Below are 22408 nucleotides of genomic sequence, written 5' to 3'. Positions count from 1 at the left end.
AGCACTGCAGGACCAAATCCCGGAGAATCCGCGCTTTCCGTTTTTGTTTTCTTTCCCATTGCCTTTTCACACTGAGCCTTCTGCATGACCGACGCAACCACCTCCACCACGCCACCCCCCTTGCCCGATCACCTGTCGGTGGACCCCCGCAGCCCGCACCATGTGGCGGAGGTGTTCAAGCACGACATCGGCATCCGCTTCAACGGCAAGGACCGCAGCGATGTCGAGGAATACTGCGTCAGCGAAGGCTGGGTGAAAGTGCCCGCAGGCAAGACGGTGGACCGCAAGGGCCAGCCATTGATGATCAAGCTCAAGGGCAAAGTCGAAGCGTTCTACAAATAGGCCGTGGCCACCGAACCCGCCCATTGGGTGGTGCACTGCGACGGCAGCGCCGTGCCCAACCCCGGGCGCATGGGGCTGGGGGCAGTGCTGGTGGGGCCCGGTGGGGCCACGCAACACACCATTTCTGAAGCCACGACCTTCACCGGTTGCAACAACGAGGCCGAACTGCGCGCGCTGCTGCGGGCGCTGCAGTGGCTGGAACCCCAGGTGGTGGCCACTGCAACCACCGTGCAGGTGCTCAGCGACAGCAGCGTGCTGGTGGAGCAACTGGGCGAGCAGGCCGTAGCGCCTATCGAGCGGCTGGCACCGCTGTTTGACGAGGCGCGCCGTGTGCTGCAGCGGTTTGCACAGGTGGACCTGCAATGGGTTCCCCGCCACCGCAATGGGGCGGCCGATGCGCTGGCGCGTGCCGCGCTGGGTCTGGCGCCCAAGGTGGCCACGCCACACGGCCGCACCCAGAAGCGTCGACGCTGATCCTGCCCTGCTCCGACCTGCTTCACGCAGCGCGCCGGCTGCAGTGCATGTCCATCACGCTCGCGCTCGCGCCAGCAGCAAGGCCTTCTCCTGCGCATTGCGCGTCAGGCTGGCGGCCCGTTCAAACTCTGCACAAGCTTCCGTCTGGCGCCCCAGCTTGGCCAGCAGGTCGCCCCGCACACTGGGCAGCCAGTGGTAGTGGCGCAGGCTGGGTTCTGCGGCCAGTTCATCCACCAGGGCCAGTGCTGCGGCCGGACCCAGGGCCATGCCCACCGACACGGCGCGATTGAGAGCGACCACAGGCGAGGGCGCCACCTGCAGCAATGCGTCATACAGCGCCACGATGTGGTGCCAGTCGGTGTCTTGGGCGCGGTGCGCGCGCGCATGGCAGGCCGCAATCGCACCCTGCAGCGCATAGGGCCCCCAGGCATGGCCCACGCGTGCCAGCTGCTCGGCCTTGTCGAGGGCCGCCAGCCCCCGGCGCACCAGCAGGTGGTCCCAGCGCGCGCGGTCCTGGTCCATCAGCAACACGGGCTGGCCTTGTGCGTTGGTGCGTGCGGGCAAGCGCGAGGCCTGGATTTCGAGCAGTGCCACCAGCCCCTGCACCTCGGGCTCATCGGGCACCAGGCTGGCCAGCACGCGCACCAGGCGCTGGGCCTCGCCACACAAAGCGGGGCGCATCCAGTCATCCCCCGCCGTGGCGGCATAACCTTCGTTGAAGATGAGGTAGATCACCTCCAGCACCGAGGCCAGTCGCGGCGCGCGCTCCGCGGGGCCGGGCACTTCAAACGGAACGTGGGCCGCAGACAGGCTTCGCTTGGCGCGAACAATGCGCTGGGCCACGGTGGGCTCGGGCACGAGAAACGCGCGTGCGATCTCAGCCGTGGTGAGCCCGCCCAACAGCCGCAAGGTGAGCGCCACACGCGCCTCGGTGGGCAGCACGGGGTGGCAGGCGGTGAAGATGAGGCGCAGCAGGTCGTCACCAATGTCGTCCTGCTCTGCGTGCATCAGAGTGTCCACCACGTCGGGCGCGAACTGGGCTTCGAGCGCTTCGAGGTCGTGGCCCAGGGCTTCGTTCTCGCGCGTGTGCAGCGCCTGCTGGCGAAGGTGGTCGATGGCGCGGCGCTTGGCCGTGGTCATCAGCCACGCCGCCGGATTGGCGGGCAGGCCGGTGGCAGGCCAATGCTCCAGCGCGGCCACCAGGGCGTCCTGCGCCAGCTCCTCGGCCCGGCCCACGTCCCGCGTCATGCGCGCAACGCTGGCGATGATGCGCGCGGCCTCGATACGCCACACCGAGTCGATGGTGCGGTGCAGGGCATCGCGGTCGGGAAGGGTAGAGTGTTTCACGCGATCAAAAGGTGTGAATGAATCCGGCGCATTCATTCACACGTTCTCATCCCAGCGCCTTGCTGGCGTCCACCATGTGCACAAACTCCCAGGTGTGGCCATCCAGGTCGTCAAAGCTGCGCGAGTACATGAAGCCCAGGTCCTGCGCAGGGCGGGGTGTGGTGCCGCCCGCAGCCACGGCCTTGTCCACCAGCGCATCGACTTCTGCACGGCTTTGGCAAGAGAAGCACACCAGCACCTCGGAGGTGGTGCGCGCATCGGCAATCGTCTTGCTGGTGAAGGTCTGGTAGAAGTCCTTGACCAGCAGCATCACGAAGAGGTTTTCGCCCACCACCAGGCAGGCGCCCTGGTCGTTGGTGAACTGGGGGTTGAAGTCATAGCCCAGTGCGCGGAAGAACGCTTGCGAGCGGGCCATGTTCTCGATGGGCAGGTTCACGAAGATTTGTGGGTGCATGAGGTGCTCCTGAGGAGTAAGGAAGGTAAAGCGAAACGAAAGGTTTTGCAAAGCGCAACAGGGGATGGGGCTCAGCCGGCAGGCTTTTGCGCCACAGCCTGCAGGTTGACCAGGCCGTCTTCAAAGTCCTGGCCCACCATGCGGTCCATGTTGAAAACCAGGTGCGCAATCTTGGTCAGGTAGGGCACAGGGCCGTGCATGGCCCAGGTGACGCGGGTGGTGCCTGCCCCTTCGGGCTGCAGCGTGAACTCGACCTGGTTGTGGGCTTCGAACGGGGCCACAAAGTCGAGCTTCATTGCCACGCGCGCCGGGGCCGTGGCATCGACGATCTCCATGCTGCCGGTGCCCACCTTGTCGCCCTGCCACGCATAGCGCGCGCCGGGGCCGATGGTGTTGGCGCTGTACTCGCCCTTGGCGGCGGGGTCCTTGCGTTCGTACGGGTTCCAGGTATTGAACTGGCGCAGGTCGTGGATGAGGCCGTACACACGCTCGGGCGGGGCGGAGATGACGCGGCTGCGCTCCACGCGGAAGGTGTCGGGGCGGGTGGCAGCAAACGCCAGGAAAAGTCCCAGCGCCGCCAGCAGCACAAGGGCAATGGTCTTGATCATGGTAGAGGGTCCTCCCGGTTGGTTTCAGCCGCGCATCGCTTCGAGGTCGTGGAATTTCTCCACGCCTTCGACGCCGGCAAAGTCCTCCATCTCAAAGAGCTGGCGCACTTCGATCTCGGCATCGAGCCCCTCACCCCGCGGATTGGGAAAGCGGCGCGTCCATTCCAGCGCCTCGCCCTTGCTGCGCACCTGGATCAGGGTGTAGCCGGCGATGAGTTCCTTGGTTTCGGTGAACGGTCCGTCGGTCACGGTGCGGCCGCTGGCGGTGTAGCGCACGCGCCAGCCCTGCGCGCTGGGCTTGAGGCCGCTGCCGTCCAGCAGCACGCCCGCACGGGCCAGTTCTTCGTGGTAGCGGGCCATCTCGGCCATCAGGGCAGCGCTGGGCATGCAGCCTTGTTCGGATTCGGCAGTGGCTTTGACGATGATCATGAATCGCATGGGGTTCTCCAGAAAGTGATGGTTGAGGGCCCATGGGTGGACCTTCACCTGCACGACGAACGAAGGCCGGGCAGATCGACAGGACGGTTCAAAAATCAGGGTAACTACGTAGAAAAAAGTCGCCAAGGTGTCAGGTGTAGCCCAAGGTGTGGGGCATTTGCCAAGGCGTGCAAATGGTTACGCGCCCGGCCAGACACCCTCGGTAGGATGCCGCGCGGAGAGCCCCCGAGCACAATGAACGAAGACAGCGACATCACCACCGAACCGGCCCCTCCTTGGCTGGCCAGCATTCCGCTGGAACCCAGTTGCCAGAGCCCGGCCCTGGTCATCGTCCACCCCGGGCGGGCCGTGGTGCCACCAGAAGGCTTGAAGGCGGTATTGCGCTTCAACGCCGACGGGCGCGGCGGCTGGGTCAGCGCCGCCCAGGCCGACAACTCGCTGTGGGGCTATATCGATGGTGAAGGCTGCTGGCGCGTGCCGCCCGCGCTGCAGAACGCACGCAACTTTTCAGAAGACGGACTGGCGCGCTTTTGCGACAGGGGCCGCTGGGGCTTTGTGGACCTGGCGGGTGCGGTGGTCATCCCCCCGACCTTCGACAACGCCCACCCATTCCGCAACGGGGTGAGTGCCGTGCAGGTGGGCCAGGATGCATGGCGCCCCATCAACCGCGAGGGCCAGCCCACCAGCGACGAAGTTTTTCATGAACTGGGCCTGTTCGGCGCGAACGGCCTGGCCCGCGCCACGCTGTGGAAAAAGGATAGCAACCAGCGCACCCAGGGCTTTGTGGACCGCGCGGGCCGCTGGGTGGTTGAACCCCGCTTTCGCGATGCCAAGCCGTTTGGCGAGTCCCCCACCACGGCCGCATCGCTCGATGGAGAACGCTACGGGCTGATCAATGCCCGGGGCGATTGGGTGCTGAAGCCGCATTACCCCAGCATCGACGCCTTCAACAGCGATGGCCTGGCCTACTTTGACGAACCCAACGCCTGGGACAACGGCCACGGCTATCTCGACGCCCGGGGCAAGGTGGTGGTCAAGGGTGGCCGCCACCTGTCTCGGCGCATGGTCTGCGGCGTGGTGGCCAACAGCTACGACGGCACGGGTTTTCTCACGGCAGAAGGCAAGCCCTTGCCCGGCCCGCGCCTGAGCTATGGCTCGGACTTTTCTGCCGAGAGCGGCTTTGCCGTGGTGCGCACCGCCGCGCAAGGTCCGTCGGCCTGCGCCACCTGGGGCCTGCTGCATCCCGATGGCCGTTTCGTGCCGGCACCGGCGCATCTGCTGGAGCCGCTGACCAACGGCGATGGCTGGCTGGTGGGCAATACGCCCGATACCCCGCTGGTGCCGTTCCTCACCCGCGATGGTCAGCTGGCGTACATCGACGGCGAAGGGGTTGTGGTCTGGCGCGCGCACTATGACGGCCAGCAGGTGGCCTTGCTCGGCGCCGAAGGTGCGCCCCTGTGGCGCAGCGGCGTGCGCGAGAACTGCTGGCCGCCCCGGCCCTTTTTCCATGCCCCCCTGACCGACCACCTGGAAGGCCTGGACACGCTCGACGGCATCGTGCCCCTGGCCAGCCGCCTGCTGGCCCAGGCCGAGACACGCCTGCACCAACTGGCTGCGGGCGACATGCTGCAAGCTGACCGCGCGGGCACGGAAAAGGACGATGACGGCACCTACGATGAGGAAGATGCGGACGACCCAGACCAGGTGCAGGCCGACCGCACCGTGGTCGTGCGCCGGGTCATGCGCGCCTACCTGAGCGATTCGCACAACGGCCCGTATGAATTCCTGTCTGCCGACCTCCACCGCGCGGTGAACGAAGCCCGCGAGGCCATGGTGCAGCGCCTGTCAGCGCGCTTTGGCCCGGCCGACCCGGACCCCGAACACGCCGCCCCCTGGCACCGCAGCGGCGACCACACCCAGGCCTGGGCCTCGCCGCTGGCCAGACCCCTGCCCGGTGATGGCGGAGTGCTGCGCGAATCGCGCGAGCAGTGGCTCACGCTGTACCAACACGCGGATTCCGGCGATGGCGACGCATGGTGGGAGCTGTGGCTGATGGCAGCGCCCAGCGTGGATGCGCTGCAGCTGGCGCAACGTGCGCGTTCTGCACAGCCAGCACCCCAGGCCCAAGCCGCCGACGAGACCACGCTGATGGCACAGCTGCAGTCGCACCCACGTACGCTGGCCGATGTGCCGCGTGAACACATCACCCACGCCATGGTGGACGCCGCGCTGGCCACCGATGAAGACACCGTGCGCTTTGTGCCCAGGCGGCTCATGACACCCGCACGCTACGCCACCACACTGCGGCAGGGTGTGAAAAGCTTTGCGCAAATACCGGCCGGGATGCTCAGCGAGGACGCCTGCATCGCCCACGTGCAGGACGGTGGCTGGCACCTGGAACAGGTGCCCGAGACCTTGCGCACCGTCGCTGTCTGTGCGCACGCGCTGCGCCGCAGCCCCAGTGCGCTGGAACACGTGCCCGAATCCCTGCGTGCGCAGGCGCGCGAAGCGATGGCCCAGCTACCCCCGGATGCACAGGAAGAAGACCCGCCACGCGCGGGTGGCGACCTGGGCGACTGGTTGTCGCGGCGCGTGGTGGGCTCGGCCCTGCGAGGCCAGGACACCACGGCACGCAGGCTCCAGCACAAGGGATTTTTGGCAGCGTTTGTGATGCAGGCAGCACTGACCGCCAAGTCAGACACGCCCCCCACCCTCCGGGGGATGGCGGGGTGGTTCGAGCAGCGGCCAGTGCTGGCGCTGGCGGCCCACCTGCTGCTGGGCCTCGCAGCCTTGGTGGGCCATGCATTCGTCTCGGTCGCGGCCTGGCGGGCCGAGGGCCCGTGGATCGGGCTGGGCACCTTCGCACTGATGGGCTTTGCGGAGCTGTACTGGGCGTGGCGTTTTGTAGCGTCCAGCCCCTGGAGCCCATGGCTGGCGCTTGCAGCAACCCTGGTGGTGGTGTACGTGTTCGGCTGGCGCCGCCTGTACCGCCGCGTGGGGCTGGCCTACGCGGCACGTGAGGGCATCACGCCCGTCGAGTGAGCTCCGGCAAGGGTTCACGGGCCGGCCGCTGCATTTTTTACAGTTTTCTAGGGGTCATCACCGATCCCCGGAGGGACTGTTCGGTCCCGGCGATGGATACACTTTGTAAACCTTTCGCCCCACTGATTCACGAACCTCGAGAACGCCTTGGCCTGCATGCGCGGGCCTTCACCACAGCGGGTGCACCACCCATGCAAAGAGGATCGGAACCCAATACAAACCAGCGGACACAGCAGCTGGTGCTGGCGCTGCTGTGTGGCTTTGCATCCCACGCTGCCGCGCAGGCGGACATTGCCCAGCTGCCGCTGGAACAGCTCATGCAGATGGAGGTCCGGACGGCCAGCCGGTATGCGCAAACCGCCCTGGAAGCGCCCGCCGTGGTGAGCGTGGTGACTGCAGACGACATCCGGCTTTTTGGCTATCGCACGCTGGCGGAAGTGCTGGGCAGCATGCGCGGGCTGTATGTCTCGTACGACCGCTCTTACCACTACCTTGGCACACGCGGCTTTGCCACACCGGGCGACTACAACACCCGGGTGCTGCTGCTGGTCAACGGCGTGCGCTTTAACGACAACCTCTACGACCAGGCCACCATCGGCACGGATTTCCCGCTCGATCTGGACCTGGTGGACCGCGTGGAGTTCGTTCCCGGGCCGGGCTCTGCGGTGTATGGCGCCAATGCGTTCTTTGGCGTGGTCAACGTCATCACGCGCAACGGCCGCCAGCTGGCCGGGCCGCAGATCAGCGTGGAGGCGGGCAGCCAAGGCAGCGCCAAGGCACGCTTCTCGCTGGGCACGGTGGATGCCCAGGGCAGCGACTGGCTCATCGCGGTGACGCGCTCCAGCAGCCGGGGGGCAGACCAGTACTTTTCGGCGTTCGACGCGCCCGAGACCCACCATGGTGTGGCACACCGCCTGGATTTCGACCGCAGCACGCAGCTGTTTGCCCGCATGCAGCGGGAGGGGCTCACGCTCACCCTGGCCCATGGCGAGCGCACCAAGGGCACGCCCACGGCTTCGTTCTCGCAGGCCTTCAACGACCCACGCTCGCGCTACATCGACACCACCACCCGCCTGGCGGCCGAAACCACGCACCAGATTTCGCCCTCACTGGCGCTCACCGGCCGCGTACACGCCGGGCGCTACCGCTTCGTGGGCGACTATGTGTACGACTACCCACCCCTCACGGTCAACCGCGACGTCGGCACCGGGCAGTGGTGGGGCACCGACTGGCAGTGGGTCAGCACGGCGTTTGCACGCCACAAGCTCGCCTGGGGCATCGACTACCGGCGCGACACCCGCATCCAGCAGCTCAACGTCGATCTGGACCCACCCGCCCAGTACCTGGACACCCGCCGCTCGGGCGATGCGCTGGGCATCTACATGCAGGATGAATTTGCGCTGGCGCCCACACTCACGCTGCACACCGGGCTGCGCTGGGGCAAGCAGTCCGGCAGTGCGGGCAGCCTCCATCCCCGGCTGGGCCTGGTGTATTGGTGGAACCCCTCCACCGCCCTCAAGCTGCTGCACGGCACGGCCTACCGGCCCCCCAATGCCTACGAACGCGACTACCGCGTGGACCTGCCCGGCGGCATCGTCAGCTCGGAGGGGCTTCGGTCGGAAAAGGTGCGCACCACAGAGCTGGCCCTCGAACATGCCCCCACCGGCGCCACCCGCATGCTGCTGACGGCGTTCCGGTCGCAGGTGACCGACCTGATCGCGCTGGGCGATGCGAACGCAGCGGAAAGACTGAACTTCGGCAACACCGGCAGCGTGCGCGTTCACGGGCTGGAAGCCGAGGTGGAACAGCGCTGGCAAGGCGGCTCGCGCCTGCGTGTGGCCTATGGCTGGCAAAAGGCACGCAACACCAGCACCCCCCAGCCGCTGACGAACTCTCCCCGCCACTTGCTCAAGGTCCAGTGGTCGGACACCCTGGCGCTGGGCGCGTGGGGAACGCAAGGCGCCGGCAGGCCGGGCCAATATGCCGTGGAGGCCATTGGCGTGGGCGCGCGCGCAACCCGTTCGGGCGCACGCTTGCCGGGGACCATCGTCACCACCCTCGTCTACACACAACGCTTTGCGGATGTGGACGTGTCGATGGGCGTCTACAACCTGTTCAACCACCGGCATGCAGACCCCGCCTCGTACGAGATCCGCGAAGAATCGATCCGGCAGGATGGACGGACCTACCGGCTCAAGCTCACCTACGCGTTCTGAGCCATGTACAACGCCATCCACCTGGGCAAGATACTGTGGTTCGGCCTGTGTTTGCTGGGCGGGTTGGTCGGCCTGGCGCATGCCACCAACCCCGTGGAAGAACCCGACCTCAAGGCCGCCTATATCTTCAACTTCATCCAGTTCATCGAATGGCCTGACAACGACAGCGCCATGGGCAGCGAACTGACCGTCTGCGTCTCGCCCTTCAGTCCACTCAAGCGCCCCCTGACCGCCCTGGAAGGCAAACAGGCCGCCAAAGGCCGTACCGTGCGGATCAGGCTGCTGGAGATGGCGAGCCTGCGCGACTGCCGGGTGCTCATCCTGCAAAACGCAGACGTGGAGCAGGCATTGCGAGCGCTTCGAACCCTTTCTCAGGGCCATGGCGTGCTGACGGTCTCGGATGAGCTGACCTTCGTCAACCCGGAGATCGTCATCGCTCTCACCCAGCAGGAAGGGCGTATCGTGTTCGGCATCAGCCCCGACGCCGCCGCCAAGGCGGGTCTCACGATCAGCTCCAGACTGCTGCGGCTGGCCAAGGTGAACCGATGAGAACCCAGGCCCCCGAACCCCAGATTGCCATCCCGGCGCCACCGCTGCCGCCCGTGCTGCTGTCTTCCAGGCTGGTGGTAACGGGCATCCTGGCGGCGGGCCTGGCGCTTTTGACGGTGGTGCTGGCACTCACGGGGTTGGACTACTGGAGCACGCGCCAGTCCATGCTGCAGGACAGCCGGGTGGAGGCCGCCATCGTCGCGGACAACATTGCGGCCGCTGTCATGTTCCGAGATGCGCGCACGGCCAACGAGATGCTGGCGGCGCTGAAGTCGTCGCCCATGGTGCTGGGCGCCGGGGTGTACGACGCGCAGGGCCTGCTGCTGGCGCACTACACACGCGGGCCAGACGACAACTTCCCCGCCACGCTGGCGGCCGCAGGCATGGGCGGTTTGACCGAGCGTGCGGGGCTAAGCGTGCTGGAGATTGCCCGGCCGGTTGAAACGGCGGGCGTGGCAGAGGGAACGCTGTACTTTCGCAAGTCCATGCGTGCGGTGTACTCGCGCCTGGCCATTCGTTTTGTCAGCGCGTTGCTGATTGCCGGGTGTGTGATGGCCATGGCAACCGCCATGGTGCTGCGCAGCCGGGCGGCCGTGCGCAACGCCGAGAACCGGCTGCACGCGCTCGCCCATACCGATGCCGTCACGGGCACGGGCAACCGGCATGCCTTCAACGAACGCCTGGCCGCAGCGATCGAAGCCGCCCGGGACCAGGGCACCCGCGTGGCCCTGGTGTACATCGATCTCGACAATTTCAAGACGCTCAACGACACCTTCGGCCATGCCGCCGGGGATGGCTTGCTGCGCCAGGTGGCGCGGCGTCTGCAGTCCGTGGTGCGCAGCAGCGACGCGATCTCGCGCCTGGGGGGCGACGAGTTCGCCGTGATCCTGCCGCTGGACATGGACGACGCGGCACTCAACACCTATGGCCAGCGGATCGTCGGCACCTTCCACCATTCGTTCACCGAAGTCGGCCAGCAGGTGACCGTGACCTGCAGTGCGGGCATCGCCACCTTTCCGGGCGATGCGGCCGACATGGACGGCCTGGTCAGCAACGCCGATACGGCCATGTACCGGGCCAAGGAAATGGGCAAGAACCGCTGTGTGCGGTTTGACGCGTCGATGAACCAGGCGGTGGTGCGGCGCCAGGCCATCGAGCATGCACTGCGTGCTGCGCTCCAGCAGGGCGAGGGCCTCGCGCTGCACTACCAGCCGCTTTTTGCCGCCTCCGACCGCACCCTGGTGGGCGCGGAGGCACTGCTGCGCTGGTCGCACGCGGAGCTGGGCAACGTCTCGCCGCTGGAGGCTGTGATGGTGGCCGAGGATTGCGGCCTCATCGTGCCGCTGGGCTACTGGGTGATGCGCACGGCCTGCCGCGATGCCGCGCAGTGGCAGGCGGGCGGGCCGCTGCGGGTATCCGTCAACATCTCGGCCCGACAGCTGGGCGACCCGCAGTTCCTGGAGCGCGTGATGGACATCCTGCGCGAAGAGGGCCTGCCCGCCCACCTGCTCGAAATCGAACTCACCGAAACCGTGCTGATGGACAACATGGAGGCCGGTGCGCACACCCTGCACCGCCTGAGCCAGCTGGGCATCCACCTGGCCATTGACGACTTTGGCACCGGCTACTCCTCCCTGGCCTACCTGCGGCAGTTGCCGATGCGGCGCCTCAAGATCGACCGCAGCTTTGTCAAGGACCTGCCCGGCCAGGAACACAGCCGCACCATCGTCACCGCCATCGTGGCGCTGGCCCACGGCCTGGGGCTGCAGATCACAGCCGAAGGGGTGGAAACGCCCGAGCAGGCCGACTACCTGGTGCGCCAGGGCTGCGATGTACTGCAGGGCTACCTGTTTGCGCGGCCCATGCCGGTGGGGGAGTTTCAGGCACAGCTGCAGGAAGGCACTGCGCGCCGGGGAGTGTGAAAAGCGTCAGCACCCCGGATCACAAAGCCCCGTGGTAACACGGCGCTACTTCGCGCACCTCGACAGTGGCCCATTCGGCGGCCGGGCATTCGCGGGCAATGGCCACAGCCTCCTCGCGCGTGGCGCAGTCGAGCAGGTAAAAGCCACCCACCATTTCTTTCGTCTCGGCAAAGGGTCCATCGACCATGCGGGCCTGGCCTTCGCGCACCTGCAGGCGCACGGCCTGCTCGGTGGAGGCCAGCGATTCGGAGGCACGCAGCAGGCCCCGGGCCTGCAGGCCTTCGCCAAAACGCAGCATGCGCGCATAGGCCTCCTGGCCCCCCGCCAGCCCCCGCTCGGCCCGTTGGCCGTGGGGTTCCATGATGAGCAGCATGTAGGCCATGAAAAGATCTCCTGACGAAACAGATGGGGAGGGCACGCAGCGAAAGGCGTCATCCTATCAGCAGTATTCACTATTATTTTGATAGCTATTAGTGCTTATCCATCAATTGCTAGCGGCACTTTTCATCAAAATAATTGCGCGCCGCAGCAAGCCTGTGCTATCTTTGCCCACCTATGCAACGCAGCATGCTCCTATCCACCCTATCGCTAGGCCTAGTGCCTGGCCGGGGTCTGCCTGCGTTCGCCACCGTTGCCTGATCCGCTCAGCGCAACACCTGATCTCCCCCTGACCCCGGCCCGCGAACCAGCCTTTGCACACGCAAAGGGCTGCAGGGGATGTCATTCGTTTCTAGATTCGTTTGACCTGTGCACCGTGTCTTTCACACCGCACACACCGTTCGTGGAGCCTTTGTCATGATTTCCAAACCCGCCACCAAGTACCAGCCCATTGCCCCGGTCGCGTTGACCGACCGCCAGTGGCCCACCCGCAGCATCACCCACGCGCCCGTGTGGCTGTCCACCGATTTGCGCGACGGCAACCAGGCCTTGTTCGAGCCCATGAACGGCGAGCGCAAGATGAAGCTCTTTGAAGAGCTGGTGCGCATCGGCTTCAAGGAGATCGAGGTCGGTTTTCCGGCAGCATCGCAGACGGACTTCGACTTTGTGCGCCGCCTTATCGACGAGGACCTCATCCCCGATGACGTGACCATCATGGTCATGACCCAGTCGCGCGAGGACCTCATTGCGCGCACCGTGGAGGCCGTGAAAGGAGCCCCCCGCGCCATCGTGCACCTCTACAACGCCACGGCCCCCGCATGGCGGCGCATCGTGTTCGGCATGAACGTGACGCAGGTGATGCAGCTCATCGCGCACCACGTGGGCTACCTCAAGCAGCTTACCGATGCACAGCCCGCCACGCAGTGGACCTTGCAGTATTCGCCCGAAACCTTCAGCGCCACCGAACTCAGCGTGTCCCTCAAGGCCTGCCAGACCGCGATTGCCGCATGGAACGCGGGCCCCGGCCGTCCCATCATCATCAACCTGCCCACCACGGTGGAGAACGCCACGCCCAACGTGTTCGCCGACCAGATCGAGTGGATGGACCGGCACCTCAGCCCGCGCGAGCACATCACGCTCTCGGTGCACCCGCACAATGACCGGGGCACGGGCGTGGCGGCGGCAGAACTTGCGATGATGGCCGGCGCCGACCGCGTGGAAGGCTGCCTCTTCGGCAACGGCGAGCGCTGCGGCAATGTGGACATCGTGACGCTGGCGCTCAACATGTACACGCAGGGCGTGCACCCGAACCTCGACTTCTCGGACATCACCTCGGTCGCGCGCATTGCCGAGGAATGCACCTCGCTGCCCGTGCACCCGCGCCACCCGTATGCTGGCGACCTGGTGTTCACCGCATTCTCGGGCTCGCACCAGGATGCGATCAAAAAGGGCTTTGCAGCGCAAGACCCGAACGCCTTGTGGGAAGTGCCGTACCTGCCCATCGACCCGGCGGACCTCGGCCGCACCTACGACAGCGTGATCCGCGTGAACAGCCAATCGGGCAAGGGCGGCATTGCTTTCCTGCTCGAACGCGAACACGGCGTGGTGATGCCGCGCCGCATGCAGGTCGAATTCAGCGCGGTAGTGCAACGGCAGACGGACGCGAGCGAGGGCGAAATGAGCGGCGAGGCGCTGTGGGACTTGTTCCAGACCACGTACCTGAAAGCGCCTGCGCACGCCGCCATCACCTGCCACAGCCACAAGCTCGATGAAGACGGGCAGGGCATCGAGCTGGACGTGACCATCGACGGCACGCGCCAGCATTTGCGCGGCCAGGGCAACGGGCCGATTGCCGCCACGGTGGATGCGCTGGGCCTGCCGCTGCGCGTGGACCACTATGAAGAGCGCGCCACCGGCACGGGCGCCAACGCCCAGGCGCTGGCGATTGTGGAAGCGGCCATGGACGGCGTGGCGGGCTCCACCTTTGGCGCGGGGGCCAGCCACAACATCGTGACGGCGTCGGTACAGGCCATCGTGAGCGTAGCCAACCGGTTGCTGCTGCGGCGCCAGACGGCCGAAGTCACAGCGACGGCGTGAGCTTCCCAGTGTTGTAAAAAAGATAGCTGCCAACGCTTGATGCACAAGCGCTGGCGGCATTTTTGACCAATATCCCCAAGGCAGGAACGGGGTCAGCGCATGCGCCGGGCTCCATCCGTTACCCTTCGGTCCATGCGCGTTTTTCACAGTCTGGCCTTTGCCGCCTGCACCGCCGCCCTGCTGGCCTTGGGCGGCTGTGGCACCTCACGGCCGCCTTCGACGTCTTCTTCTTCGTCCGCCCCGATCCGCACCACACCGCCCCTGACCGCCGAGCAGGCACACGACATCGCCATCCACGCACTGGGCCTGGTGGGCACGCCGTACCGTTACGGCGGCAACACGCCCGACTCGGGTTTCGACTGCAGCGGGCTGATTGGTTACGTGTACCGCAACCAGGTCGGCACACCGCCGCCGCGCACGGTGGCGCAGCTCAACAACTGGGGATACCGAATCGACGGTGGCGAGTTGCGCGCCGGAGACCTGGTGGTGTTTGGCACCGGCCGCCAGCCCAACCATGCAGGTATTTATGTGGGGGAAGGGCGTTTTGTGCACGCGCCCTCCACGGGCGGAACGGTGCGGCTCGACCATTTGCAGTCGCGCCATTGGTCGCGGCAGAATGCGGCGTTCCGCAGGCCGTAGAGGCTCCCCCTGAGTCGCCTTCGGCGCCTTCCCCCTGAGGGGGACGACGCACTCGCTGCGGGGCGGCCCTTGCTCTGCGTCACTGGCCTGGGCCGCGCCAGTTCCAAGCCGTGTGACCACCTCCTTGACCAGTAGGCAACGGCGGCTCCGCGACAATCGGGGCCACCATGACCCACGCACACCGCTCCGCCAATCCCATTTCCACCCACGACACCACACGCATTGATGACACGCGCATCAAGGCCGTGCGCCCGCTGATTACGCCTGCGTTGCTGCAGGAGTGGCTGCCCGCGCCCGATGCGGCGCAGGCGCTGGTCGAATCGAGCCGCGCCGCCATCTCACGCGTCCTGCACGGGCAGGATGACCGGCTCATCGTGGTGGTGGGGCCCTGCTCCATCCACGACCACGACCAGGCCATGGACTACGCGCGCCAGCTCAAGCAACAGGCGGATGCGCTGCAGGCCGATCTGCTCGTCGTCATGCGCGTGTACTTTGAAAAGCCGCGCACCACGGTGGGCTGGAAGGGCTACATCAACGATCCGCACCTGGATGGAAGTTTTGCCATCAACGAAGGGCTGGAGCTGGCGCGCCAGTTGCTGCTCGATGTGCTGGCCACGGGCCTGCCGGTGGGCACCGAATTTCTGGACCTGCTCTCGCCACAGTTCATCAGCGACCTGGTGAGCTGGGGCGCGATAGGCGCGCGCACCACCGAGAGCCAGAGCCACCGCCAGCTGGCCAGTGGCCTGTCGTGCCCCGTGGGTTTCAAGAACGGCACGGATGGCGGCGTGAAGGTGGCCAGCGACGCCATCCAGGCCGCACAGGCATCGCACGCGTTCATGGGCATGACCAAGATGGGCCAGGCCGCCATTTTTGAGACGCGCGGCAACCAGGACTGCCATGTGATCCTGCGCGGCGGCAAGCAGCCTAACTACAGCGCTGCCGATGTAGATGCTGCCTGCGCCATGCTCAAGGCGGCGGGCCTGCGCGAGCAGGTGATGATCGACGTGAGCCATGCCAACAGCAGCAAGCAGCACCAGCGTCAGATCACGGTGGCGGCAGAAGTGGCCGAGCAGATTGCAGCCGGTGATGCGCGCATCACCGGCCTGATGATCGAAAGCCATCTGAACGAAGGCCGACAGGACATCGTGCCCGGCCAGCCGCTGCAACACGGCGTGTCGGTGACTGACGCCTGCATCAGCCTGGCGCAGACCGTGCCGGTGCTTGAAGGGTTGGCGGCCGCCGTGCGGGCGCGGCGCTCACGGGCGTAATCCCACCGCAGAACGGGACGGCCCGCCACCTACCGCGCAGCGGCGGGATCGATATTGCGCGCCGTGGCCAGGAGCGTGGCGCACAGGGTTTCCTGGCCGTTCCCGTCCACCGCAAAAACGTCGGACGCGCAGACGGTGAGTAACCGCCCCGCATCCACCACACGCCCGCGCGCACGCAGGCAAACGCCCCGGGCAGGCGCCACGAGTTTCACGGTCGCGTCCACCGTGGCATTGGTCCACCCTGGCGGCAACACGCTGCCCGCTGCCGCCACCGCCGCAAAGTCGGCCACGGCAAACACAGCCGTGGCCTGTAACTGGCCGGGGCGAAAACTGAAGGCCTCACTCACCGGAATCTCCATCTCGACCCGGCCCGGTTCGGCGTGGACGAAGCGCAGCCCGAGCGTGCGGGCCATGGGCATGGCCAGCACAAAGGCCTGCAATGCGGCGATGGAGGCCGTGGGCAAAGGGGATGGCGAAGACAAAGTCATGGCGTTTTCCTGGAGGTTGGGGTTTGGGAGGGGGACTTGGTGGATGTGCTGGGCCGCACGCGCGGCCAGGCGCGGGGTGTCTCTCGCTTGCGTGTCTGTTGCGCCTGCAGCCACGCCTGGTGGTCGAGCACCACTTGCTTTTGGGCCTGCAACTGGCCGATCTGCTGCTCCAGCGCGGCCACGCGTTCCTGCAGGGCCAGCACCATGTCGTCGATGCCCAGCGTGCCGGCACGGTAGTCGTCAAGCCGCCGGGCAATCTGCGGCAGCGCAAAGCCCAGCTGGCGGGACATGGCGATGAACACCACCTCGCGCTTGATGCTGGCGGGATAGTCCCGGTATCCGTTGGCCCGGCGGTGCGGGCGAATCAGCCCCAGCCGTTCATAGTGGCGCAGGGCGTGGACGGACACAGAGGCCTGGCGGGCAAGTTCGGAGATCTGCATGGCACACAGGCTAGCAAGCCTGATGCTGCGCGAAGGTTGCCTTGGCGACTGTTTCCGCGCTGCCTGTGGTCGCTGGGCCGGTTTCCCCTTTGGGGCAAACCCGCATGCTGCGGTGCGTCAACATGGGTCTGTGCGGTGTAGCATTGCTGCTTTATTACAAGTTGTGGCCCCGGCGTTTGCGACTTCCTGCAGCGGCTGGGCCGTCCGGCATGTGCCGCCTTACCGCTCCACTTCCTTGTTGACGCAACTCCGGCCCTCCTACAACCCTCCCCAGGCAACAAGGCGCCTGGAGGTCGGATGCGTGCCCCTGGGCCTGGCCCCAGCGTAACCACCATGCCGCCTGCGCACGCACCCCAAGAGGCCGCGCGGCTCCACGCACTGCAGTCCTACGCCATCCTGGATACCCCCGCGGAAGACGCGTTTGACCAGTTGGCCACACTGGCCGCGCGCGTCTGCGGCTGCCCCATGGCCGTGGTCAACTTTGTAGACAGCGAGCGCCAGTGGTTCAAGGCAGCTGTGGGCGTGCCTTTCGCGCAGACCGACCGTGCCATTGCCTTTTGCGCCCATGCGCTGGATGGCAACCGCGATGCCGTGGTGGTGCCGGACGCCCGCCAGCACCCCGCATTTGCGGGCAATCCGCTGGTGGTGGGCGAACCCCGTGTTCGTTTTTACGCCTGCGTGCCCCTTGTTACGCCGGAGGGCTTTGCACTGGGAACGCTGGCGGTGCTGGACACCGTGCCCCGCACGCTGGGGGACGAGCAGCTCGACGGTCTGAAGATCCTGGCAGGCCAGGCCATGGTGCAGCTGGAGCTGCGCCGCCAGAAGCGCCTGCTGGCCCAGCTGGTGCAAGAGCGCGACCAGATGCATGCGGAGATGCTGGCCCAGAGCGATGCGCTGCGTGTGGCAGGACAGATTGCGCGCATCGGGGGATGGACGGTAGAGCTCCCCAGCCTCCAACTGACCTGGTCACAGGAGATCGCTGCCGCCTACGGGCTCACCCACCGCGTAGGCAGCCTGGCCCAGGTGCTGCAGCTGTACACCCCGCCCTACCGGGTGCACCTGCAAAAGGCCTTTGATGAATGCATGCACCATGGCACCCCCTTCGACGTCGAGGCTGAGGTGGCCATGCCTGGTGGCGGGCGATTCTGGGTGCGCACAGCAGGACAGGCGGCGCGTGATGCCCATGGCCAGATCATCCGCATCCAGGGCGCCTTCCAGGACATCTCGGTCCAGCACCAGGCGCGGCAGGCACGCCGCGAAAGCGAAGAACGCTTTCACCTGGTCTCGCGTGCCACGGCCGATGCTGTGTGGGACTGGAACCTGCACACCGATGCCATGTGGTGGAACGAGGGCATGCAGAACCTGTTTGGCGTACCGCTGGACGAGCTGCCCCCCGACAGCACCTCCTGGACCCTGCGGCTGCACCCCGACGACAGCCAGGAAATCCTCCACAGCATCCACACAGCCATTGATGGCACCGACAACCACTGGTCGGCCGAGTACCGCTTTCTTCGGAAGGACGGCACGTATGCCTGGGTGCTGGACCGGGGCTTCCTGATCCGCGACTCCACCGGCAAGGCCGTGCGCATGGTGGGCGGCATGACCGACATCAGCGTACAGAAGCTGACCGAGCTCGACGCGCAGCGTGATGCGCAGAACCATGCCGAGCTGCTGCATGTGCAGCAGCGCATCTCGTCGCTGGACATGCCCCTGCCCGACGTGCTGCAACTAGTGGCCGACACGGTGCTGCGCCAAACGCTGGCCCGGGGCGCGCTGGTGGAGCTGTTGCAGGGCCACCAGCTGGTGGCGCAGGCCTCGGCAGGCGACCATGTGCGGCCCGTGGGGCACCTGCTGGCCGTGGACCAGAGCCTGCTCTGGCCCGCACTGCGCGAAGGGCGCACCGTGGTGTGCAACGACACCGAGGCCGAGGGCTGGGACATGGCTTCGCTGCCCCACCGCCATGGCGTGCGCTCCGTGATGGCGGTGCCGCTGCGCACGGCGCAAGAGGTGGTGGGCTCGCTCAAGGTGACGTCTGACAAGCCCAACGCGTTCTCGCGTCGCGACGTGGCGCACCTGGAGATCCTTACCGAATCCCTGGGGGCCATGGTGCAGCTGCGGCATGTGGCCGGGCAGCTCAAGGCGTCGGAGCAGCAGTACCGCATGCTGTTCAACGAGCATCCCCATCCCATGTGGGTGTACGACAAGGAAACGCTGCGCCTGCAGGCTGTGAACCAGTCGATGGAAACCCACTACGGCTACACCGAGGCCGAGCTGCTGGCCATGGACATGACCGACCTGTGGCCCGCCGAGCGGCACGCAACCATCCGGGAGGCCCTGCATGCGATTGCGATCGACCAGCGCAACAAGCCAGTGATCAGCCGCCACGTCAAGAAGGACGGCAGCTTCATGGATGTGGAGATCACGGCTGGCAGCATCAGCTTCAATGGCCGCCCGGCACGCCAGGTGCTGGCCACCGACGTGACCGAACGCCTGCGCACCGAGCGCGAACTGGCCCGCATGGGCCGTGCGCAGCGCCTTCTGAGCGCCTGCAACGAAACCCTGGTGCGCGCCACCTCCGAAACCGCGCTGCTGCAGGCCATCTGCCAGATTGCCGTGGACATTGGCGGTTACCGCATGGGCTGGGTGGGGTTTGCGCTGGACGACGAACGCAAGTCCATCCAGCCTGTAGCCCACGCGGGCTACAACCAGAACTACCTCGAAAACCTGCAGCTTTCCTGGTCGGCCGATGACCCCTACGGCCGGGGGCCGGCGGGCATGGCCGTGCGTTCGGGCAAGCCCGTGATCGTGCAGGACATCCGCACCGAAGGCGATTTTTCCGACTGGACCGAGCGCATGCTGGACCACGGCTTCCACGGTGTGATCTGCCTGCCTTTGCAGGACCGTGATCGCAACCGCGACCGTACCTTTGGCCTGCTGTACCTCTACGCGCCGGACATTCTGCAGATCAGCCCTGAAGAGGCCGCCCTGCTGCAGGAACTCTCCAACGACCTGGCCTTTGGCATCACCAGCCTGCGCGCGCACAAGGCGCAGCAGCGGCTGCAGGCCTCGGTGCTCAAGGTGGCGGCGGCCGTGTCGGCCAGCACGGGCACCGAGTTTTTTGTGCAGCTGGTGCGCAACATGGCCGATGCCCTGGGGGCCCAGGGCGGCTGCGTGGTGCGGTTGCTGCCCCATGCGCAAGGGCAACCACCCCGGGTGGTCACGCTGGCGGCGGTGCTGGACGGCCAGATGCTGCCCAATGACGAATACAGCCTGGAGGGCACGCCCAGCCTCATGCTGCTGACGCAGCGCGAGTACGTGGTGACCGACAAGGTGCAGCAGCGCTACCCGGATGCGCCCGTGCTCCGTTACGTGGGCGCTCAGGCCTACGCAGGACAACAGCTGTGCAATGCCGACGGCGAGGTGGTGGGCATTGTGTTCGTGCTGTTCCGCCAGGCCATTGCAGAGACGGATTTCATCGCCTCCACGCTGCAGATCTTTGCCGCGCGCGCTTCGTCCGAGATCGACCGACAACTGGCCGACGCCCGCATCCGCCACCAGGCCTCTCTGCTGGACAAGGCGCAGGACGCCATCCTGGTGCGCGACCTGGAACACCGCATCATCTTCTGGAACAAAAGCGCCGAGCGCCTGTACGGCTGGTCGCAGCTGCAGGTGCTGGGCCAGTCCATCGAGACCCTGCTTTACGACGACCCCGCCCACTTTCGCCATGCCACCCAGTCGGTGCTGGAGCAAGGCGAGTGGACTGGCGAGATCGTGCAGCGCCACCGCGATGGCAGCACCATCGAGGTCGAAGGCCGCTGGACCCTGGTGCGCGGGGATGACGGCCAGCCGCAATCCATCCTGGCCATCAACACCGACATCCGCCAGCGCAAGGCCAGCGAGCGCGAAATCCAGCGTCTGGCGTTCTACGACGCGCTCACCGGCCTGCCCAACCGCATGCTGCTCATGGACCGCATGGCCCATGCGCTGGCCAATGCCCAGCGGCGCCAGCAGGGCGGGGCGCTGCTGTTCATCGACCTCGACAACTTCAAGACCCTGAACGACACCCTGGGCCATGATCAGGGTGACCTGCTGCTGCAGCAGGTGGCGCAGCGCCTGAACACCTGCGTGCGCAGCGTGGACACGGTTGCCCGGCTGGGCGGCGACGAGTTTGTGGTGATGCTGGAAGAGCTGAGCCCCAAACCCCACGAACTGGCCCTGCACGCGCGTGGGGTGGGCGAAAAGATCCTGGCCATGCTGGCCGTGCCTTATGCGCTGGCGGGCTACCAGTACCGCAGCACACCGAGCATCGGCATCGCGCCCTTCACCGGCGCGTTGACCAGCGTGGGCGAGCTGCTCAAGCAGGCTGACCTGGCCATGTACCAGGCCAAGACAGCGGGACGCAACACCCTGCGCTTTTTCGACCCCGACATGCAGGCCGTGGTGACGGCCCGCGCCGGGCTGGAAACCGACCTGCGTGCCGCACTGGCGCAGGAGGAATTTTTGCTGCACTTTCAGCCGCAGATGCACCAGTCGGGCCGCTGCGTGGGGGTGGAGGCCCTTGTGCGCTGGGCCAGCCCCCAGCGCGGCATGGTGCCCCCTGCCGTGTTCATACCGCTGGCTGAGGAAACCGGGCTCATCCTGCCACTGGGCCGCTGGGTGCTGCACACGGCGTGCAAGCTGCTCGCAACTTGGCAGGACGACCCCCAGCTGACTCACCTGACCATGGCAGTGAACGTGAGTTCGCGCCAGTTCCGACACGCCAGTTTTGTGGACGACGTGGCCCGGGTGCTGGCCATCACCGGAGCACCGGCCCATCTGCTCAAGCTGGAGCTGACCGAAAGCCTGCTGGTGGAAGACATGGAGACCACCATCGCCACCATGGCTGCGCTGCGCTCGCACGGCGTGGGCTTCTCGCTGGACGACTTCGGCACCGGGTACTCGTCGCTGAGCTACTTGAAGCGCATGCCGCTCGACCAGCTCAAGATCGACCAGAGCTTTGTGCGCGACCTGCTGACCGACCCCAACGACGCTACCATTGTGGACACCATCATCGGCCTGTCGCGCAGCCTGGGCCTGGAAGTCATCGCCGAAGGCGTGGAAACCCCCGAACAACGCGAGCTGCTGGCACGCGCGGGCTGCCAGCTCTACCAGGGCTACCTCTTCAGCCGCCCCCTGTCTGCGGACCTCCTGGGGGCCTTCCTGCGCCCTGCGGCCGCGTAGACGGCCTGCACGGCCCCGCGTTTTCCCGATCGCCGTGCCGTTACCGGCCCCCCGTGCACGGTGGTCGGCTGCGTTTTTCTCCCTGGGGTTCTGTCCCGTGCGCCCCCCAAACATCGCCCCGTCCAGATGACAACCCCTGCCCTCGGGTGTGCCCCAAGTTGTCCCTCTGTCTTCTTCTTATGTTGTCTATAAATACATAGTCGTAGTAGTAGAAGGCGGCACGGAATGTGGACAACCGCTTTTTTCCTAACCGCAGCGCGCACTTGCAGGTGCGCCAACCCTGTGCACCGATCCCTCTTGCCGTTGTCACGGGAACGGGGACAAAACACAGCGCCTGTTTTTTTCTGTGGATAACCACGTGGTTGTGCCAGAACTATCCCCAGTCTTACGCACCGGCCCTGGTTCGTCATGAATTTGTGAAAAAATTGGCTCTGGCGCTTGCTGCATAAGCGCTTGTAGCTATCTTATTGATAGTAAACAGACATT

The 22408-nt window shown here is 66.2% G+C and carries 17 protein-coding genes; 10 read left to right on the top strand and 7 right to left on the bottom strand.

Translation table 11 applies throughout. From position 1 onward, the window contains the following. Nucleotides 1–84: 84 nt before the first annotated feature. Together NFX52_RS10930 and NFX52_RS10925 are read left to right on the top strand one after the other, a co-directional pair. Entirely contained in the window at nt 85–342 is a 258-nt protein-coding gene (locus NFX52_RS10930) for a DUF3297 family protein (RefSeq protein ID WP_010464995.1), read from the top strand. Nucleotides 343–345: 3 nt separating this feature from the next. Further along, nucleotides 346–816: a ribonuclease HI family protein gene (locus tag NFX52_RS10925; RefSeq protein ID WP_255354178.1), complete on the top strand. Its 471-nt coding sequence runs from the start codon at nt 346–348 to the stop codon at nt 814–816. A gap of 54 nt (nt 817–870) precedes the next feature. On the opposite strand, the gene NFX52_RS10920 is transcribed toward NFX52_RS10925, so the two are convergent. From NFX52_RS10920 to NFX52_RS10905, 4 genes are all read right to left on the bottom strand, one after another. Beyond that, entirely contained in the window at nt 871–2163 is a 1293-nt protein-coding gene (locus NFX52_RS10920) for an RNA polymerase sigma factor (RefSeq protein WP_156358573.1), read from the bottom strand. Nucleotides 2164–2209: 46 nt separating this feature from the next. Then, a complete protein-coding gene (locus tag NFX52_RS10915) occupies nt 2210–2617 on the bottom strand; it encodes a VOC family protein (RefSeq protein WP_055393679.1) in 408 nt (135 codons plus the stop codon). Between the two features lie 71 nt (nt 2618–2688). Beyond that, entirely contained in the window at nt 2689–3225 is a 537-nt protein-coding gene (locus NFX52_RS10910; protein WP_055393677.1) for an SRPBCC family protein, read from the bottom strand. A 24-nt stretch (nt 3226–3249) separates the two neighbouring features. After that, nucleotides 3250–3663, bottom strand: coding sequence for a YciI family protein (locus NFX52_RS10905; protein WP_055393698.1), 414 nt, complete (start codon nt 3661–3663; stop codon nt 3250–3252). A gap of 234 nt (nt 3664–3897) precedes the next feature. Here NFX52_RS10905 and NFX52_RS10900 point away from each other — a divergent pair, with 234 nt between their 5' ends. The 4 genes from NFX52_RS10900 to NFX52_RS10885 all read left to right on the top strand — a co-directional run bounded on the left by NFX52_RS10900 (nt 3898) and on the right by NFX52_RS10885 (nt 11392). Further along, on the top strand, nt 3898–6705 hold the full coding sequence (locus tag NFX52_RS10900; RefSeq protein WP_252635636.1) for a WG repeat-containing protein: 2808 nt from the start codon (nt 3898–3900) through the stop codon (nt 6703–6705). 191 nt (nt 6706–6896) lie between these two features. Beyond that, nucleotides 6897–8921, top strand: coding sequence for a TonB-dependent receptor plug domain-containing protein (locus NFX52_RS10895; RefSeq protein ID WP_242701237.1), 2025 nt, complete (start codon nt 6897–6899; stop codon nt 8919–8921). Nucleotides 8922–8924: 3 nt separating this feature from the next. Then, nucleotides 8925–9470: a YfiR family protein gene (locus NFX52_RS10890; RefSeq protein WP_055393673.1), complete on the top strand. Its 546-nt coding sequence runs from the start codon at nt 8925–8927 to the stop codon at nt 9468–9470. After that, nucleotides 9467–11392, top strand: coding sequence for a putative bifunctional diguanylate cyclase/phosphodiesterase (locus NFX52_RS10885; protein WP_207402069.1), 1926 nt, complete (start codon nt 9467–9469; stop codon nt 11390–11392). The genes NFX52_RS10890 and NFX52_RS10885 overlap by 4 nt, the downstream gene beginning before the upstream one ends. A gap of 19 nt (nt 11393–11411) precedes the next feature. Here the strand turns inward: NFX52_RS10885 and NFX52_RS10880 are convergent, their stop codons facing one another. Further along, the gene (locus tag NFX52_RS10880) at nt 11412–11774 is read right to left on the bottom strand and encodes a YciI family protein (RefSeq protein WP_055393669.1); all 363 of its coding nucleotides are present in this window, start codon (nt 11772–11774) and stop codon (nt 11412–11414) included. Nucleotides 11775–12187: 413 nt separating this feature from the next. On the opposite strand from NFX52_RS10880, the gene leuA reads away from it, so the two are divergent. From leuA to NFX52_RS10865, 3 genes are all read left to right on the top strand, one after another. Then, nucleotides 12188–13867 (top strand): 2-isopropylmalate synthase, encoded by a 1680-nt coding sequence (gene leuA / locus NFX52_RS10875; protein WP_055393667.1) that lies wholly within the window; start codon nt 12188–12190, stop codon nt 13865–13867. A gap of 132 nt (nt 13868–13999) precedes the next feature. After that, nucleotides 14000–14506: a C40 family peptidase gene (locus NFX52_RS10870; protein ID WP_055393665.1), complete on the top strand. Its 507-nt coding sequence runs from the start codon at nt 14000–14002 to the stop codon at nt 14504–14506. 167 nt (nt 14507–14673) lie between these two features. After that, complete coding sequence (locus NFX52_RS10865; RefSeq protein ID WP_055393663.1) at nt 14674–15774, top strand: 3-deoxy-7-phosphoheptulonate synthase; 1101 nt, start codon at nt 14674–14676, stop codon at nt 15772–15774. A gap of 29 nt (nt 15775–15803) precedes the next feature. Here the strand turns inward: NFX52_RS10865 and NFX52_RS10860 are convergent, their stop codons facing one another. Both NFX52_RS10860 and NFX52_RS10855 read right to left on the bottom strand, forming a co-directional pair. Continuing rightward, nucleotides 15804–16262, bottom strand: coding sequence for a PaaI family thioesterase (locus NFX52_RS10860; protein ID WP_176887660.1), 459 nt, complete (start codon nt 16260–16262; stop codon nt 15804–15806). After that, on the bottom strand, nt 16259–16702 hold the full coding sequence (locus tag NFX52_RS10855) for a MerR family DNA-binding transcriptional regulator (RefSeq protein ID WP_055393661.1): 444 nt from the start codon (nt 16700–16702) through the stop codon (nt 16259–16261). The genes NFX52_RS10860 and NFX52_RS10855 overlap by 4 nt, the downstream gene beginning before the upstream one ends. Nucleotides 16703–17035: 333 nt before the next feature. Here NFX52_RS10855 and NFX52_RS10850 point away from each other — a divergent pair, with 333 nt between their 5' ends. Beyond that, entirely contained in the window at nt 17036–21922 is a 4887-nt protein-coding gene (locus NFX52_RS10850) for an EAL domain-containing protein (protein WP_252635635.1), read from the top strand. Nucleotides 21923–22408 lie beyond the last annotated feature (486 nt).

Source organism: Acidovorax facilis, from assembly GCF_023913775.1.
Classification (GTDB): domain Bacteria; phylum Pseudomonadota; class Gammaproteobacteria; order Burkholderiales; family Burkholderiaceae_C; genus Acidovorax; species Acidovorax facilis.
This window is presented reverse-complemented; position numbering and strand designations above follow the sequence as displayed.

Coding starts and splice junctions, on each gene's coding strand:
- NFX52_RS10850 (WP_252635635.1), top strand. CDS start 17,036: ATGCCGCCTGCGCACGCACCCCAAGAGGCCGCGCGGCTCCACGCACTG.
- NFX52_RS10890 (WP_055393673.1), top strand. CDS start 8,925: ATGTACAACGCCATCCACCTGGGCAAGATACTGTGGTTCGGCCTGTGT.
- NFX52_RS10885 (WP_207402069.1), top strand. CDS start 9,467: ATGAGAACCCAGGCCCCCGAACCCCAGATTGCCATCCCGGCGCCACCG.
- NFX52_RS10880 (WP_055393669.1), bottom strand. CDS start 11,774: ATGGCCTACATGCTGCTCATCATGGAACCCCACGGCCAACGGGCCGAG.
- NFX52_RS10905 (WP_055393698.1), bottom strand. CDS start 3,663: ATGCGATTCATGATCATCGTCAAAGCCACTGCCGAATCCGAACAAGGC.
- NFX52_RS10870 (WP_055393665.1), top strand. CDS start 14,000: ATGCGCGTTTTTCACAGTCTGGCCTTTGCCGCCTGCACCGCCGCCCTG.
- leuA (WP_055393667.1), top strand. CDS start 12,188: ATGATTTCCAAACCCGCCACCAAGTACCAGCCCATTGCCCCGGTCGCG.
- NFX52_RS10900 (WP_252635636.1), top strand. CDS start 3,898: ATGAACGAAGACAGCGACATCACCACCGAACCGGCCCCTCCTTGGCTG.
- NFX52_RS10895 (WP_242701237.1), top strand. CDS start 6,897: ATGCAAAGAGGATCGGAACCCAATACAAACCAGCGGACACAGCAGCTG.
- NFX52_RS10860 (WP_176887660.1), bottom strand. CDS start 16,262: ATGACTTTGTCTTCGCCATCCCCTTTGCCCACGGCCTCCATCGCCGCA.
- NFX52_RS10855 (WP_055393661.1), bottom strand. CDS start 16,702: ATGCAGATCTCCGAACTTGCCCGCCAGGCCTCTGTGTCCGTCCACGCC.
- NFX52_RS10910 (WP_055393677.1), bottom strand. CDS start 3,225: ATGATCAAGACCATTGCCCTTGTGCTGCTGGCGGCGCTGGGACTTTTC.
- NFX52_RS10930 (WP_010464995.1), top strand. CDS start 85: ATGACCGACGCAACCACCTCCACCACGCCACCCCCCTTGCCCGATCAC.
- NFX52_RS10915 (WP_055393679.1), bottom strand. CDS start 2,617: ATGCACCCACAAATCTTCGTGAACCTGCCCATCGAGAACATGGCCCGC.
- NFX52_RS10865 (WP_055393663.1), top strand. CDS start 14,674: ATGACCCACGCACACCGCTCCGCCAATCCCATTTCCACCCACGACACC.